We start from the raw sequence: 13693 nt of genomic DNA on the forward strand, positions 1-13693 counted from the left end.
GGGCCTCTATTCCAGCCTGAGCTCGGCATCCCCGGAGAACGTCTCGATGCCGATTTCCCCATCGCCGCTGCCATAGCGGGTGCTGAAGCTGGAACCCGGGCCGAATTCCGGCTTCTCGATCTTCGCGCCGGGGGCCTTGAGGGTGCCGCTGAAGCTTTCCCCGCGCACCTGCGCCGACAGGTCCCTGGGCAGCACCAGGAGCAGGCCGCCGCTGACGCTCTCGAAACGGATTTCGCCCTTCGGCGCCAGCGCCGCGCGGATCGTGGCGTCGCCGCTGACGGTATTGGCCGACAGCTCGCTGACGCGTTCGCCGTTGACCGCGATGTCGATGTTGCCCGACACCGTTTCCGTCTTGACCTCGCCATTCATGCGGCCGCGCAGGATCAGATCGCCGCTGACGCTTTCCGCATGCACGTCGGCGCTGTTGACGGTCAGGCGCAGGTTCCCGCTGACGCTTTCCACATCGACCTCCCGGGGCGCGGCAGCCACGACCACGTCGCCGCTGACGCTGTCGATGGACAGCTTGGCCGGGGCCACGCCGGATACATCCACGTCGGCCGCGACCGAGTCGATTTCCAATTCGGCGCGCAGCGGCACCATCAGTTGCAGGTCGGTCGATCCGGACTTGTTGCCGCCCCAGCCGCTGCTTTTCGGATACCGCACCCGCACCTCCAGGTGCTGGCGGTCGCCCTCCACTACCAGTTTCTCGACCCCGTCGCCGAGGCTGCCGCTGATCTTCACTTCGGCGCGGTCCCAGGCCCGCACCTGGATGCGTCCCTTGAGGTTCTCGATGTCGATGCGGCCGGTCGGATCCAGCGGGCGGGTTTCGTCGATCGGCGTGGCCGCCAGCGCCGCGCCCGGCAGGGCGAGCAGCAGCGACAACAACAAGGGCGAGAGCCGGGCATGATGCGAGGGGGCGGAACGATTCCTGGCGATGTTCATGGCGATTTCCTCAAGTCAGGCCCGCGCGCCGGGTCAGTTCCAGGCGGCGTGCATAGGTGCGGCGTAGCTGGTCGAGCAGGAAACGCGCCTCGGGATCGCGGTCGATGGCGCCGAGGATCTGCGCGGCACTGCGATCCAGGTCGCCGAAGGCCGGGGCCAGTTCCGGATGGGTGCCGGCCTGCTGCAGGCGGGCCAGGGCATTTTCGTAATCCAGGGTCATCGACACCGCCTGCTGGCGGATCAGCGGATTGCCCTGGCGCGGCGCGGGATCGGCGGGATTCAACTGCCAGACCACGCCGATTGCGAGCAGTACGGAAGCCGCCATCGCCCATGGCGCGAACCTGCGCGCGCGCGCGCTGCGCTGGACACCCTCGGCGGCCGCCTGCCGAGGCGTTATCGCGATGCGCGCGGCGATGCCTGGCCACAGGTCGCCCTGCGGCTCGATATCGCGGCGCAATGCTTGCAGTTGCCAGCGCAGGGCGTCGTCATTCCGGTTCTGTGTATTCATGTCATGCGTGCTCATGCCTCACCTCCCAGACGCCCGCGCAGCAACTGGCGCGCGCGATGCAACTGTGCTTTCGAACTGCCTATCGCCATGCCAAGCTCGTTGGCGATCTCTTCATGCTTCCAGCCTTCCACGTCGTGCAATACCAGCACCGCGCGGGCGCGCGGCGGCAACGTGGCCACCGCGCGCTCCAGGTCCATCGACAGGGCCGTGCCGTTGCCGGCTGAATCGGCGATGCCCAGGTCCTCTATCGCGTCCTCGTCCTCGCTGAAACGCGGACCGCTGCGGCGGCTGCGCAACTCCATCAACGCGGTAGTGACCGCCAGCCGGTGGAGCCAGGTGGAGAAGGCGCTTTCGAAGCGGAATCTCGGCAGTGCCTGCCAGGCGCGGACGAAAGCTTCCTGGGTCAGGTCCTCCGCACGTACGCCCTGCGCACCTACCAACCGCACGATCACGCCATGCACCCGGCCGGCATGGCGGCGATAGATCGACTCGAAGGCGTCCGCATCGCCGGCCGCGGCCGAGCGCGCGAGTGCGGCATCGGTTGCGGCGGCCACTTCAGCAGTGGTCGTTTCGGTCATCAAGGCGCTCATGGCGGCGGTCAGCATAAACACTGGGATGCGGTCAGGTGGGTTTGGGTTTAAGGAGACCCAAGGCGAGGTCGAGCTTCACGGGCTTTGGGCTTTGGCTATTGCCCTGGCCTTTTCAATTCCCGTTAGGGTGGGGTTTCTTTGGTTACTTTGACCAGCCCTTCGGCGGGCTGTTGAAAAACGCCTCTTTGCCGTTCTTAAAGATAAAGTGACTCGCGCGTAGCGCGGCTTTCAACAGCGAAGCTGGTCAACGCCTTGCTTCAAGACAAGAGCTGGGAGCGATCCCCGCCTGCGCGGGGATGACGAGCAAAAGCACCCCTCCTCCTCAACCGCTGGTCGCGACCTCGATCTCTCCTGCGTTTCGCGCAAGAGAGGAGGCCAGGAGCAAGCTCAAGGGCGAGCTGGGCTCAGTCCGGGATCAGGGTGCTGATCACGTGCTCGACGTAGGCCTCGAACTCTTCGTGGTGCAGGCGCGGCTGCTGCAGTTGCAGGGCCAGTTGCAGGAAGCCGAGGTAGGCCGAATAAGCCAGGCGGGCGCGGTGCTGGGCCTCGGTGCGGGCCATGCCGGCCTGCCGGAACGAAGCGACCAAGTAGTCGAGGCGCCGCTGCGAGACCCGGTTGATCACCGGCTGCACCGCCGGATGGTCCAGCGCCTTCAGCAGCTCGCTGTATATAACGTGTGGCTTGACCTCGTGGGCGACCAGCAGGAACAGCTCGCGCAGGCGCGCGCGCGGATCAGGCACCGCTTCCAGGCTGCCGAACACGCTTTCCTGCTCGATCGCCTCCCAGCGCTCCAGCGCCGCCTGCAGCAACGCGTCGCGGGACGGGAAATGCCAGTAGAAACTTCCTTTGGTGACGCCCAGCCGCCGCGCCAGCGGTTCGACCGCGACAGCGGCGACGCCTTGCTCGGCGACGAGGTCCAGCGCCGCCTGGGCCCAGTCCTCGGCACTGAGCCGGGCGGTGCGCGGAGTGGCGGAGACGCCGGGAGTGTGGGAATCGGGGGTCGAGGTGCTCATGCCTGCATTTAACCATACGCCGTAGTTTGTTGGGGTATGTTTTGTCGCGCTGCACCTCACCCTGCCGGAGGTCGCAGCTTGTCCCAGCAAGAGCCTGACAAGGAATCGGCAAGGCATCACGGAATCGCCGCCGTACCGATTGACTACTCTGAATCGGAAGATCCATACTAGCCCGTATGGTATTTACTTCCCATAAGACATCACCAGCCCGGCAACTGCCTGCGCAGTCGAAGGCACTCGTGGGCGCCGACGGCCTTGCGTTGGCGGCGACGGCTTTCCCCACGGCATCATCGCTGCAGACTTCCGACACGTTGCTGTTCACGCATGGCTTCGGCCAGACGCGTGGCGCTTGGCAGCGCAGCGGCATGGCCCTGGCGGCCGAGGGATATGCGGGTCTTTCCTACGATGCGCGCGGCCATGGCGAATCGGAACGCAATCCCGCCGACCTGTCCTACACCGGGGAACAGTTCGCCGACGATCTGATCATCGTCGCCGGCGAGCAGACCCAGCCGCCGGTGCTGGTGGGCGCGTCCATGGGCGGGCTGTTCGGCATGATCGCCGAGGCTCGCTGGCCCGGATTGTTCCGGGCGATGATCCTGGTCGACATCACTCCGCGTTGGGAAGAGGCCGGGTTGCAGCGCATCCTCGGTTTCATCACCGCGTTCCCGCAGGGCTTCGACTCGCTGGATCACGCCGCCGACATCATCGCCGCCTACCTGCCGCACCGCCGCGCGCGCAAGAGTCCGGAAGAGTTGCGTGAGCTTTTGCGCGAAAGCGAGGACGGACGCTGGCGCTGGCATTGGGATGCGCGCCTGGTCGACGACCTGGTCCGCGACTGCGCCCAACACCAGGACGACATCGCCGAATCCGCGCGCGCGCTACGCTGCCCGGTGCTGCTGATCAGCGGCGGACGCAGCGACCTGGTTTCGGCCAGGACCGTGGAGGAATTCCAGTCGCTGGTGCCTCACGCGCAGCATGCGCACCTGCCGCAGGCCACGCATATGCTGGCCGGCGACGACAACGACACCTTTACCGCGACCGTGCTGGAATACCTCGCCGGGCTACCGGCGGCGGCCTGCCCCGACGCAGCGACGATTTCCACTTCGCAACACCCCGCCTCAGGCGAATCCGCCGTCACCAAGTCCGTACCTGGAGCAAGTCCATGAGCATCGTCATTCCCTTCCTCGCCTTCCTGCTGGTCGGTGCGTTGGCCGCCTACCATCGCCTGCGCCTGGCCTACTGGGCTGCGATCACCGCGACCCTGCTGGTGGCCTGCTGGTTGCTGGGCGCCAATCCGGCCGCGACGATCGTGGCCGCGGTGCTGGTGGCGCTGATCGCGGTGCCGCTGCTGATTCCCGGTCTCCGCAAGGCATTGGTTACCACGCCGTTGCTGAAGTTCTTCCGCAAGGTCCTGCCGCCGCTGTCGCAGACCGAACGCATCGCCCTGGAAACCGGTTCGGTCGGTTTCGAAGGCGAATTGTTCACCGGCGATCCCGACTGGAACCAGTTGCTCAGCCAACCGAAGCCGCAACTGACCGCCGAGGAACAAGCGTTCCTGGATGGCCCGGTGGAAGAGCTGTGCCGCATGACCAACGATTGGGAAATCACCCACGTGCATGCCGACCTGCCGCCCGAGCTGTGGGACTACATCAAGAAGAACAAGTTCTTCGGCATGATCATCCCCAAGGAATACGGTGGCCTCGGCTTCTCCGCGCTGGCCCATCACAAGGTGATCCAGAAGCTGGCCTCGGTTTCCAGCGTAGTCAGTTCCACCGTCGGCGTGCCCAACTCGCTGGGCCCGGGTGAACTGCTCAACCACTACGGCACCCAGGAACAGAAGGACTATTACCTGCCGCGCCTGGCCGTCGGCGAGGAAGTACCCTGCTTCGGCTTGACCGGTCCGTTCGCCGGTTCCGACGCCACCTCCATTCCCGATTACGGCATCGTCTGCAAGGGCGAATGGAACGGCGCCCACGTGCTCGGCCTGAAGCTGACCTTCGACAAGCGCTACATCACCCTGGCGCCGGTGGCGACATTGATCGGCCTCGCCTTCCGCATGTACGACCCGGATGGCCTGATCGGCGACACCCGCGACATCGGCATCACCCTGGCGCTGTTGCCGCGCGATACCGACGGCGTTGAAATCGGCCGTCGCCATTTCCCGCTCAACTCGCCGTTCCAGAACGGGCCGATCCACGGCAAGGAAGTCTTCATCCCGCTGAGCCAGCTGATCGGCGGCGTGGACAAGGCCGGCCTGGGCTGGAACATGCTCAACGAGTGCCTGGCCATCGGCCGTTCCATCACCCTGCCCTCCACCGCCAGCGGCGGAGCCAAGGCCGGCGCGGTGGTGACCGGCGCCTACGCCCGCATCCGCAAGCAGTTCGGTCTGTCGGTCGGCCGCTTCGAAGGCGTGGAGGAAGCGCTGGCACGGATCGGTGGCAAGGCCTATGCGATCAGCGCGCTGTCGCAGGCCACTGCCGCGGCGGTCGATCGCGGCGACGTGCCCTCGGTGCCGTCGGCGATCGCCAAATACCACTGCACCACCATGGGCCGCGAAGTGGTGACCGATGTGATGGACGTCATCGGCGGCAAGGGCATCATCCTGGGGCCACGCAATTTCGCCGGACGCGCCTGGCAGGCCTCGCCGATCGCGATCACCGTGGAAGGCGCCAACATCATGACCCGCAGCCTGCTGATCTTCGGCCAGGGCGCGATCCTCTGCCATCCGTGGGTGATGAAGGAAATGAAGGCCGCCAGCAACCCGGACTTCAAGGCCGGCCTGGAGGAATTCGACCGCAATCTGTTCGGCCACATCGGCTTCGCCATTTCCAACGCGGTGCGCTCGTTCTGGTTCGGCCTGACCGGGGCGAAGATCGGTTCGGCGCCGGGCGACGACTACACCCGCCGCTACTTCCGCAAGCTGGACCGCTATTCCGCCAACCTCGCCCTGATGGCCGACGTGTCGATGCTGTTGCTGGGCGGCAAGCTGAAGTTCAAGGAGTCGTTGTCCGGCCGCCTCGGCGACGTGCTCAGCCACATCTACCTGACCAGCGCCATGCTCAAGCGCTACCACGACGAAGCCGCGCCGGCCGCCGACCAGCCGCTGCTGGCCTGGGCCTTCCACGACAGCGTGCACAAGATCGAGCTGGCGCTGTCCGGTGCGCTGCGCAACTTCCCGATCCGTCCGGTCGGCTGGTTGCTGTGGGCGCTGGTGTTTCCGTGGGGCCGCCGCGCCGAGGCGCCGAGCGACCGCCTCGGCCATCGCGTGGCCGCGTTGCTGATGACCCCGAACGAAGCCCGCGACCGCCTCGGCAACGGTGTGTTCCTGACCCCGTGCGAGAACAACCCCGGCGGCCGCATCGACAGCTACCTGGCCAAGGCGATCCTGGCCGAGCCGGTGGAACGCAAGTTCCTCAAGGCGCTGAAGAACAGCGACATCGAGGCGCTGGATTTCGCTTCGCAGCTGGATGAAGGCGTGCGCGAAAACTGGATCACCGCCGAGGAGCGCCAGCAGTTGGAAGAGCTGCGCGCGATCACCCTGGAAACGATCACTGTGGACGACTTCGATACGCATGAACTGCGTTCGGCGGGTTATTACGATAAGCATCCGGCCGAGAAGGCGAAGTCGCGCGAGGCGGCTTGATGCCCTCTCCCCTTGCGGGAGAGGGACAGGCCCGAAGGGGCCAGGGAGAGGGGAGGATTGACGCAAGGGAGCGTGCAGCAGCAAGCGCAAGAGCACACTCGCTGCGCTCGTGCCCCTCTCCTGCCCTCCGGGCATCCTCTCCCGCGAGGGGAGAGGAGTCACCATGTTTTCCTGGAGCAGTGATCCATGAGCGCTTCCGTATTGCAGCTCTACAACAACCTCACCCGCAAGCCTTTCGGCAACTGGCTGTTCTCGCGCGCGGTGTGTTTCAAGGCGCCCTACTTCGGCAGCATCAAGCCGAGAATGACGGTGCTGGAGCCGAATCGGGCAGAAGCCACGATCAGGCATCGCCGCAGCGTGACCAACCACCTCGGCACCGTGCACGCCATCGCCTTGTGCAACCTGGCCGAGTTCACCGGCGGACTGATGACCGACGTCAGCATTCCCGCGTCGATGCGCTGGATTCCCAAGGGCATGAGCGTCGAATACCTGAAGAAGGCGGTCGGCACCCAACGTGGCGTGGCCACCCCGGAATTCCCGCCACACGAAGCGGCTGAAGGCTACGAACTGCCGGTCAACGTGGTGGTCACCGACCCGCAGGGCGAGACGGTATTCAAGGCGCGCATCTCGATGTGGGTGTCGCCCAAGCCGGCGCGCAGGGACTGAACCGTGTCCCGCGACCTGCTGGTGCAGCTCTGCGGGATCCACAGTTTCGTTTTCGCCGCGATCCACCTGGCGTTCTGGAAACTGTTCGACTGGAAGCGTGAGCTGTCGAAGATCGGCCTGCCCACGCGTGCGGTCACCCAGATCCTCAACCTGCGCCTGATCTATTTCTTCCTCGGCATCGGCGTGCTGTGCTTCGTCTTCACCCGTGAATTGCACGCGACACCATTGGGGCGGGCGCTGCTGGTATTCATGTCGTTGTTCTGGGTCGGACGGACGATCGAGCAGTTCGTGTTCCTGCGCGTCAACAAGCCGCTGGTGCATGTGCTGACCGCGCTGTTCGTGATCGGCGCGGTCCTGTTCGCATCGCCCATGTTGCCCGCATCGCCGTAGGAGCGACGTGAGTCGCGAAACCGCCATGCGTCCCTTCGCGACTCACGTCGCTCCTACGCGAACCCGCGCCCGCGCGCGGCGGTTACGGCAATGAACAGACCGCCGCAATCGCGGCGATCGCCGGGACGCCCTGCACGAAGAAGATCCGCTTGTTGACGCTCCAGGCGCCGTAGAGCGCGGCGGCGACCACGCAGCCGAGGAAGAACAGCACCACGTTCCATTGCCACGTGTACAGGAACCAGAGCAGGCCCGCGGCCAGGAAGCCGTTGTACAGGCCCTGGTTGGCGGCGAGCACGCGGGTGGTCTCGGCCTTCTCCGGCGTGTTGCGGAAGGTCTTCAAGCCGAGGGGCCTGGTCCACAGGAACATTTCCAGGACCAGGAAATACACGTGCAGCAGCGCGACCAGCACGACCAGGACATGGGCAAGGATCAGCATGAGGGTTCCACCGCGGGGAGCAGCGCCCAGCATACCCAAGCGCCCGGCGCTCCAGGAGTACGGATGGCGGCGATTGACTGACCGGCCCGGTCGTGTCGAAGCGTCAGCCTTTGATGTGCTGGCTCCAGGCCCTCAGCACGGCCGCTTCGCGCTCGGGCGACAGCCCTGCCTTGGGCGACGCGCGGCGCGCTTCGGGAAGTGCCCTCCACCATTGCAGCGTGTCGTCGACCGTTTCCTGCAGCGACCGGTACTTCAGCCCGGCGGCCTGTGCCTTGGCCGTGCTGCGCTGGCCGAATCCCGCGTACTCGCCGGTCGGTGGAATCCACACCGGCATGTCCTGCCAGGCGCTGACCTGCTGCGCTTCAAGGAAATCCGCGGGCACCCAGGTCACGGTGGAGCTGGCTTCCGGCGGTTGCGGGCACGGCGCGCGGATGCACTGGATGTCGTTGGCGGCGGTGCCGGCGCGTTGGCAGGCGGCGAGCAGCGAACCCATGCTGATCGCCCCGGGCGCGGCATCGGCATTGAATACGCCGGTGCTGCCGGACTCGATGGCGTGGAGGATGAACCCGGCCAGGTCGCGTACGTCGATGAACTGGGTCGGGTCGCTGGCCGAACCCGGCGCGAGGATCTCGCCCCCACGCGCGGCGCGCGCCGGCCAGTAGGTGAAGCGGTCGGTGTTGTCGCCGGGACCGACGATCAGGCCAGGTCGGATCACGGTGGTCTGGCCGGGCAGTTCCTTCTCCGCCGCCTGCTCGGACAGCGCTTTCAACGGGCCGTAATTCTCGCCGGTGATTTCCTTCGCTGCTTCCGGATCGGCCATGGTCAGGACGACGGAGGACTCGTCGGCACCGGGCTTGCTGTTGTCGGCGTAGACGGAAATGGAGGAGATGATCACGTACTGGCCGGCGCGCTCGCCGAGCAATCGCGCCGAGCGGGTGACATCGGCGGGGAAATAGGCGGAAGTATCGAGCACCGCATCCCAGCGCCGCTTGCCTTCCAGTGCGGACAGGTCGCTCTTGCGATCGCCGCGCAGCTGCTCGATGTCCTTGAATTCCTCGCCGCTGAAGCGGGTCGGATTGCTCTTGCCGCGGTTGAACAGGGTCAACTGATGACCATTGGCGCGCGCGGCTTCGACGAAATGCGGGCCGAGGAAACCGGTCCCGCCGAGTACCAATATCTTCAGTGGCTTGTCGGCCTCGCGTTTGATCGCATCGCGACCGACGGCGCGCGCGCAACCTGGCAGCGCCAACCAGGCGGCGGCGGCGGAAGTGGTCATGAGGAAGTCGCGGCGAGTGGTCATGCGGGCTTGCCTTCTGCGATGCGGTGCCGGGCAGCTTGCGCCGCGGCGGCCACGCGCTTCATGCGCCAGAAGTCATGCGCATCGCACAACCGCCCAACGCCGCAAAGCGTTGTGGGCCGAGGCGTTGCGCTCGGCCGGCAGTTTGGAGGCCTCACCATGTTGCGGAAAGTCTTCAGGCCGATGGGGGTTGTCCACAGGAACATTTCCAGGACCAGGAAATACAGGTGCAGCGCGGCGACCAGCCCGACCAGCCCGACCAGCACTTTTGCCAGAAGCGGCATCACGATTTCTCCACGGTTCCACGTTCGGACGGCAGCTTCTTTTCTTCGCGCAACAGCCGCCACGCACTGGCGGTCATGACCCCGGCGAACAGCAGGCCCACGCCGAATACGACGTGCGAGCCAAAGGCCGACAACGCCTTGTACGTCCACGAAAAGGTGATCTCGCCACCCCGGAAAAAAGCCGTGTCGATCGCGGCGCCGGCCTTGTACCGCCACTGCCGGTCGACGCGGGTGTAAATGGTTTCGCGACCGGGCTTCATCAGCGAAAACTCGTTGGAGCGCGTCACCACCTGGACGATGCCGACGATGATTGGCAAGGGCGAAGCAGTCAGCACCGCAAAACCCAGGAGCAGCGCCGCCATCGGGATCATCAGCACAGGCAGCAGGCCAAAGCGCGAAAGCAGAGTGCGGGTGATGAACAGTTGCACGACGAGGGTGAGCACGTTCACCGCGATGTCGATGCCGGCGTAATACGCCGTGCGCGCCTCGGCGGTGGCGAAACCCTCGCGGGCTATGGTTGCCTGCTGGTTGTACAGCAATTGGCCCACGCCCACGCCGAGAAAGACCATCGCCGCCAGCCAGCGCAGGAGCGGCTCCTTCACAATCAACTTCAGGCCGGCCAGGATATCGCCGCCCATCGCGCTTTCGTTGTCGCGGCCGATCTTCTGCTCGCGCTGGATGGCCCAGTGGCGCAGTCGCCAGATGCAGACCAAGCAGGCAGTCAGGAAAACGGCGGAAACCAGCATCAGGTTCGCCAGTCCCACTTTTTCGGCAAGCGTACGGGTGATGGCCGGACCGGTGAACGCGCCGATCGTTCCCGCCGCACCGATGTACCCGTAGTACTTCTTCGCATCGGCATTGGAAAAAACGTCGGCCATGAACGACCAGAACACCGCCACCGAGAACACATTGAACACCGTCACCCACAGGAAAAACAGCAGTCCGCGACCCGGAATGTGGCTGTGGAACAGCGCGTAGAAGCCGAACAGGCAGGCGATGAAAAAGCCGAACAACGCCGGCAGGAACACGCGGCGGGGGAAGCGGCTGACCAGCACACCGTAAACCGGCTGCGCAACCAGGATCAGGATGAAAGTGCAGGTGGACAGCACCTGCAGGATCAATTCCTTGAGCGGTATGCCGTGTCCGGCGAAGAATCGGATCATCGCTGGCGGGAACACGGCTTCCACCTCGCTCGATGCGCCCATCGCGTCGCGCACCGGGCGCAGCACGTAGTAACCGCTGAGCAGGCAGAAGAAGTACAGGAACGACCACCACAGCGCCGGCGATTCGGCCAGCGCATTACGGAAACGGCGGTGCCAGGGAAGCCCGTCCATTGCGGAATTCATCAGCCGACCCGCCCCCCGTTGCGCATGCCCGTCCCCATCGCCCGCATCCTCATCCGCTGGAATGCGCGCAAGTTATCCGATGCACTGCAACATCGCCAGCGCTTTCGTCCGACGCCGCTGCGTCGCAATTCAGCGACTTGGCCGCATGGCACCGGCTGCCGGCATGCTGAGAGCATTTGCTCTAGCCCCGCCCGTTAGGTTCGCTGGACCCTTGAAACAGGCTTCCGCGTGTACGACTACATCATCATTGGCGCTGGTTCCGCCGGCTGCGTGCTGGCCAATCGTCTTTCCGAAGATCCGACCGTCAAGGTACTGCTGCTGGAAGCCGGCCCGCGCGACTGGCATCCCTTCATCCACATGCCGGCCGGCCTGGCCAAGCTGGTCGGCCAGAAGGGCGTGAACTGGAGCTACGACACCGCGCCCGAGCCGCAGCTCAACAACCGCCGCCTGTGGTGGCCGCGCGGGAAGGTGCTGGGCGGTTCCAGTTCGATCAACGCCATGTGCTATATCCGCGGCGTCGCCGGCGACTACGACGACTGGGCAGCGGCCGGCGCCGAGGGCTGGGACTGGAACGGCGCCCTGCCCTATTTCAAGCGCGCCGAACGCAATTCGCGCGGCAGCGATGCCCTGCATGGCGCCGATGGCCCGCTGTACGTTTCCGACCTGCGCTACGTCAATCCGCTGTCGTCGGTGTTCATCGAGGCCGGGCAGCAAGCGGGCTTCGCGCGCAACGACGACTTCAACGGCTCCGAACAATCCGGCATCGGCCTGTACCAGGTCACCCAGAAGGACGGCGCGCGCTGCTCGGCCGCGGTGGCTTACCTGCGACCAGCGAAATCGCGGCCCAATCTGGACGTGGTCACAGGCGCGCTGGTGCGCCGCATCGTCCTGGAAAACGACCGCGCGGTCGGCGTGGCCTATGCCCGCGGCGGCCAGGAAGTGCAGGCGCGCGCCCAGCGCGAGGTGCTGTTGAGCGGCGGCGCGATCAATTCGCCGCAACTGCTGATGCTGTCGGGCATCGGTCCGGCCGATCATCTTCAGGAACACGGTATCAATGTGGCCGTGGATTCGGCCTGGGTCGGCCGCAACCTGCAGGACCACCTCGACGTTTCCACCCTGAACCATTCGACCCGGCGCGTCACCTACGACCGCCTGAGCGACATGAAGGTCGCCTTCGATTATTTCCTACGGGGCCACACCGGCCCGGGTACCAGCAACATCGCCGAGGCCGGCGGCTTCGTGCGCTCGCAGTACGCGCCCGATGCGCGCGCAGACATCCAGTTCCATTTCATCCCGGCCATGCTCGACGACCATGGCCGCCACCGCCTGCCGGGCGACGGGTACACCTTGCACGCCTGTTTCCTGCGCCCGCGCAGCCGTGGCCGCATCGCCCTTGCCAGCGCCAATCCCGCCGACAAGGCGCGGATCGAGGCCAATTATCTGGGCGACGCGGAAGGATTCGACCTGAAGATGTTGGTCGAATGCGCGAAGCTGTCGCGCGAACTGTTCGCGCAGAAGGCCTTCGACGAGTACCGCGGCGCGCCGATCTTTCCGGCGCGCAACGACCTGTCGGATGCCGAGCTGGCGGAATTCGTCCGCGCCAAGGTCGAGACCGTCTACCACCCGGTCGGCACCTGCCGCATGGGCAGCGACGGAACCTGCGTGGTGGACAGCCAGTTGCGCGTCAACGGCGTGCAGGGCCTGCGCGTGATCGATGCATCGGTGATGCCGTCGTTGATCGGCGGCAACACCAACGCGCCGACGATCATGATCGCCGAGCGGGCCTCCGACCTGATCCTCGGGAAAACTACGCTGGCCGCCTAATCGGCGTTCGTTGCCGGTGCCAGCCGTCCTCCGGGCGCGATCGTCCTGGCTGCCGGCAACATGGATTGCAGGTAGGCCGCGTAGGCGGCGAACTCGCCATTGCCGGCACTCGCGATCTGCATTTCCAGTTGCGCCAGCAACCGGTCCGCGCGTGCGGCGGAGCCGGACTCGCGCAGATAATTGGCCGAAACGAACAGGTATTCGAGCCGCGTGCCCTGCGCCAGCGATTCGTCCGCCAGCCGGTCGAGCATGATCGCCAGCGCCGCCTGCCGATGCTGATGCGCGCGCGCCGGATCGCCGGCCAGCGACTCGAAGTCGTAGGCCAGGATCCGGTGCACCAGCGCGTTGCGTTCCGGGGTCAGGTCGCGCAGCGCATAGATCGCCTCGGCCCGCTGCAACCTGCCGGCGATATCCGGCTGCGCTTGCGCCGATCGTGGCTGCCGGTCGAGGAATGCGGCAATGCGTTTCCTTTCTGCATGACCCAGCCTGTCGTCACCGATGAAGCTGGCGAAACCAGAGCCCTCGCAAAACCAGATTCCCTCGGCGGCGGTCACCGGCACGAAGACCTGATCGTACTTCTCGGGCCAGTCATAGACGTAGGAACCCGAACTGGCCAGCGTCGTTATCCGGCAGGGCTTGCCGCCGACCGGATCCTGGATTTCCCGTTCCGCCCAGGTCACTGCGCCGGCCGCGCCACTTGCGACTATCGCCGTGGCGAGCAGCAACCCTTTCCCGGCGACGGCGTGCACGTCGG

14 protein-coding genes are annotated in these 13693 nt (G+C 65.7%); 5 read left to right on the plus strand and 9 right to left on the minus strand.

Annotation, left to right across the window (positions count from 1 at the left end; translation table 11 throughout):
* Nucleotides 1-6 precede the first annotated feature (6 nt).
* The 4 genes from CSC74_RS06895 to CSC74_RS06910 form a co-directional block, all read right to left on the minus strand.
* Nucleotides 7-942, minus strand: a complete 936-nt coding sequence (locus CSC74_RS06895; RefSeq protein WP_162313619.1) for a DUF4097 family beta strand repeat-containing protein — start codon at nucleotides 940-942, stop codon at nucleotides 7-9.
* A 10-nt stretch (nucleotides 943-952) separates the two neighbouring features.
* Nucleotides 953-1465 (minus strand): hypothetical protein, encoded by a 513-nt coding sequence (locus tag CSC74_RS06900; RefSeq protein WP_162312392.1) that lies wholly within the window; start codon nucleotides 1463-1465, stop codon nucleotides 953-955.
* Nucleotides 1462-2028, minus strand: a complete 567-nt coding sequence (locus tag CSC74_RS06905) for an RNA polymerase sigma factor (protein WP_162313620.1) — start codon at nucleotides 2026-2028, stop codon at nucleotides 1462-1464. The genes CSC74_RS06900 and CSC74_RS06905 overlap by 4 nt, the downstream gene beginning before the upstream one ends.
* A 416-nt stretch (nucleotides 2029-2444) precedes the next feature.
* On the minus strand, nucleotides 2445-3053 hold the full coding sequence (locus CSC74_RS06910) for a TetR/AcrR family transcriptional regulator (protein ID WP_162313621.1): 609 nt from the start codon (nucleotides 3051-3053) through the stop codon (nucleotides 2445-2447).
* A 176-nt stretch (nucleotides 3054-3229) separates the two neighbouring features.
* Between CSC74_RS06910 and CSC74_RS06915 the strand changes: the two genes are divergently transcribed.
* The 4 genes from CSC74_RS06915 (at nucleotide 3230) to CSC74_RS06930 (ending at nucleotide 7752) form a co-directional block, all read left to right on the plus strand.
* Complete coding sequence (locus CSC74_RS06915; RefSeq protein WP_162313622.1) at nucleotides 3230-4219, plus strand: alpha/beta fold hydrolase; 990 nt, start codon at nucleotides 3230-3232, stop codon at nucleotides 4217-4219.
* Entirely contained in the window at nucleotides 4216-6696 is a 2481-nt protein-coding gene (locus CSC74_RS06920; protein ID WP_162313623.1) for an acyl-CoA dehydrogenase, read from the plus strand. The genes CSC74_RS06915 and CSC74_RS06920 overlap by 4 nt, the downstream gene beginning before the upstream one ends.
* Nucleotides 6697-6882: 186 nt before the next feature.
* Nucleotides 6883-7362: a hotdog fold domain-containing protein gene (locus tag CSC74_RS06925; protein ID WP_162313624.1), complete on the plus strand. Its 480-nt coding sequence runs from the start codon at nucleotides 6883-6885 to the stop codon at nucleotides 7360-7362.
* 3 nt (nucleotides 7363-7365) lie between these two features.
* A complete protein-coding gene (locus tag CSC74_RS06930; protein ID WP_162313625.1) occupies nucleotides 7366-7752 on the plus strand; it encodes a hypothetical protein in 387 nt (128 codons plus the stop codon).
* 82 nt (nucleotides 7753-7834) lie between these two features.
* Here CSC74_RS06930 and CSC74_RS06935 read toward each other — a convergent pair whose 3' ends face one another.
* The 4 genes from CSC74_RS06935 to CSC74_RS06950 form a co-directional block, all read right to left on the minus strand.
* The gene (locus CSC74_RS06935) at nucleotides 7835-8188 is read right to left on the minus strand and encodes a DUF1304 domain-containing protein (RefSeq protein WP_162313626.1); all 354 of its coding nucleotides are present in this window, start codon (nucleotides 8186-8188) and stop codon (nucleotides 7835-7837) included.
* Between the two features lie 103 nt (nucleotides 8189-8291).
* A complete protein-coding gene (locus CSC74_RS06940; protein WP_162313627.1) occupies nucleotides 8292-9488 on the minus strand; it encodes an NAD-dependent epimerase/dehydratase family protein in 1197 nt (398 codons plus the stop codon).
* The gene (locus CSC74_RS17720; protein WP_162313628.1) at nucleotides 9485-9769 is read right to left on the minus strand and encodes a DUF1304 family protein; all 285 of its coding nucleotides are present in this window, start codon (nucleotides 9767-9769) and stop codon (nucleotides 9485-9487) included. The genes CSC74_RS06940 and CSC74_RS17720 overlap by 4 nt, the downstream gene beginning before the upstream one ends.
* A complete protein-coding gene (locus CSC74_RS06950; RefSeq protein ID WP_211369560.1) occupies nucleotides 9769-11115 on the minus strand; it encodes an NTP/NDP exchange transporter in 1347 nt (448 codons plus the stop codon). The genes CSC74_RS17720 and CSC74_RS06950 overlap by 1 nt, the downstream gene beginning before the upstream one ends.
* Nucleotides 11116-11343: 228 nt before the next feature.
* Here CSC74_RS06950 and CSC74_RS06955 point away from each other — a divergent pair, with 228 nt between their 5' ends.
* Nucleotides 11344-12939, plus strand: coding sequence for a GMC family oxidoreductase (locus CSC74_RS06955; RefSeq protein WP_162313629.1), 1596 nt, complete (start codon nucleotides 11344-11346; stop codon nucleotides 12937-12939).
* On the opposite strand, the gene CSC74_RS06960 is transcribed toward CSC74_RS06955, so the two are convergent.
* The gene (locus tag CSC74_RS06960; protein WP_162313630.1) at nucleotides 12936-13688 is read right to left on the minus strand and encodes a hypothetical protein; all 753 of its coding nucleotides are present in this window, start codon (nucleotides 13686-13688) and stop codon (nucleotides 12936-12938) included. The two genes, CSC74_RS06955 and CSC74_RS06960, sit on opposite strands and share 4 nt — an antisense overlap.
* Nucleotides 13689-13693: the final 5 nt, after the last annotated feature.

The organism is Pseudoxanthomonas yeongjuensis, assembly GCF_010093345.1.
Lineage (GTDB): Bacteria > Pseudomonadota > Gammaproteobacteria > Xanthomonadales > Xanthomonadaceae > Pseudoxanthomonas_A > Pseudoxanthomonas_A yeongjuensis.

Bases quoted from the DNA above. Each gene is read 5' to 3' on its own strand.
- CSC74_RS06895 (WP_162313619.1), bottom strand. From the start codon at position 942: ATGAACATCGCCAGGAATCGTTCCGCCCCCTCGCATCATGCCCGGCTC.
- CSC74_RS06900 (WP_162312392.1), bottom strand. From the start codon at position 1,465: ATGAGCACGCATGACATGAATACACAGAACCGGAATGACGACGCCCTG.
- CSC74_RS06905 (WP_162313620.1), bottom strand. From the start codon at position 2,028: ATGACCGAAACGACCACTGCTGAAGTGGCCGCCGCAACCGATGCCGCA.
- CSC74_RS06910 (WP_162313621.1), bottom strand. From the start codon at position 3,053: ATGAGCACCTCGACCCCCGATTCCCACACTCCCGGCGTCTCCGCCACT.
- CSC74_RS06915 (WP_162313622.1), top strand. From the start codon at position 3,230: ATGGTATTTACTTCCCATAAGACATCACCAGCCCGGCAACTGCCTGCG.
- CSC74_RS06920 (WP_162313623.1), top strand. From the start codon at position 4,216: ATGAGCATCGTCATTCCCTTCCTCGCCTTCCTGCTGGTCGGTGCGTTG.
- CSC74_RS06925 (WP_162313624.1), top strand. From the start codon at position 6,883: ATGAGCGCTTCCGTATTGCAGCTCTACAACAACCTCACCCGCAAGCCT.
- CSC74_RS06935 (WP_162313626.1), bottom strand. From the start codon at position 8,188: ATGCTGATCCTTGCCCATGTCCTGGTCGTGCTGGTCGCGCTGCTGCAC.
- CSC74_RS06940 (WP_162313627.1), bottom strand. From the start codon at position 9,488: ATGACCACTCGCCGCGACTTCCTCATGACCACTTCCGCCGCCGCCGCC.
- CSC74_RS17720 (WP_162313628.1), bottom strand. From the start codon at position 9,769: ATGCCGCTTCTGGCAAAAGTGCTGGTCGGGCTGGTCGGGCTGGTCGCC.
- CSC74_RS06950 (WP_211369560.1), bottom strand. From the start codon at position 11,115: ATGAATTCCGCAATGGACGGGCTTCCCTGGCACCGCCGTTTCCGTAAT.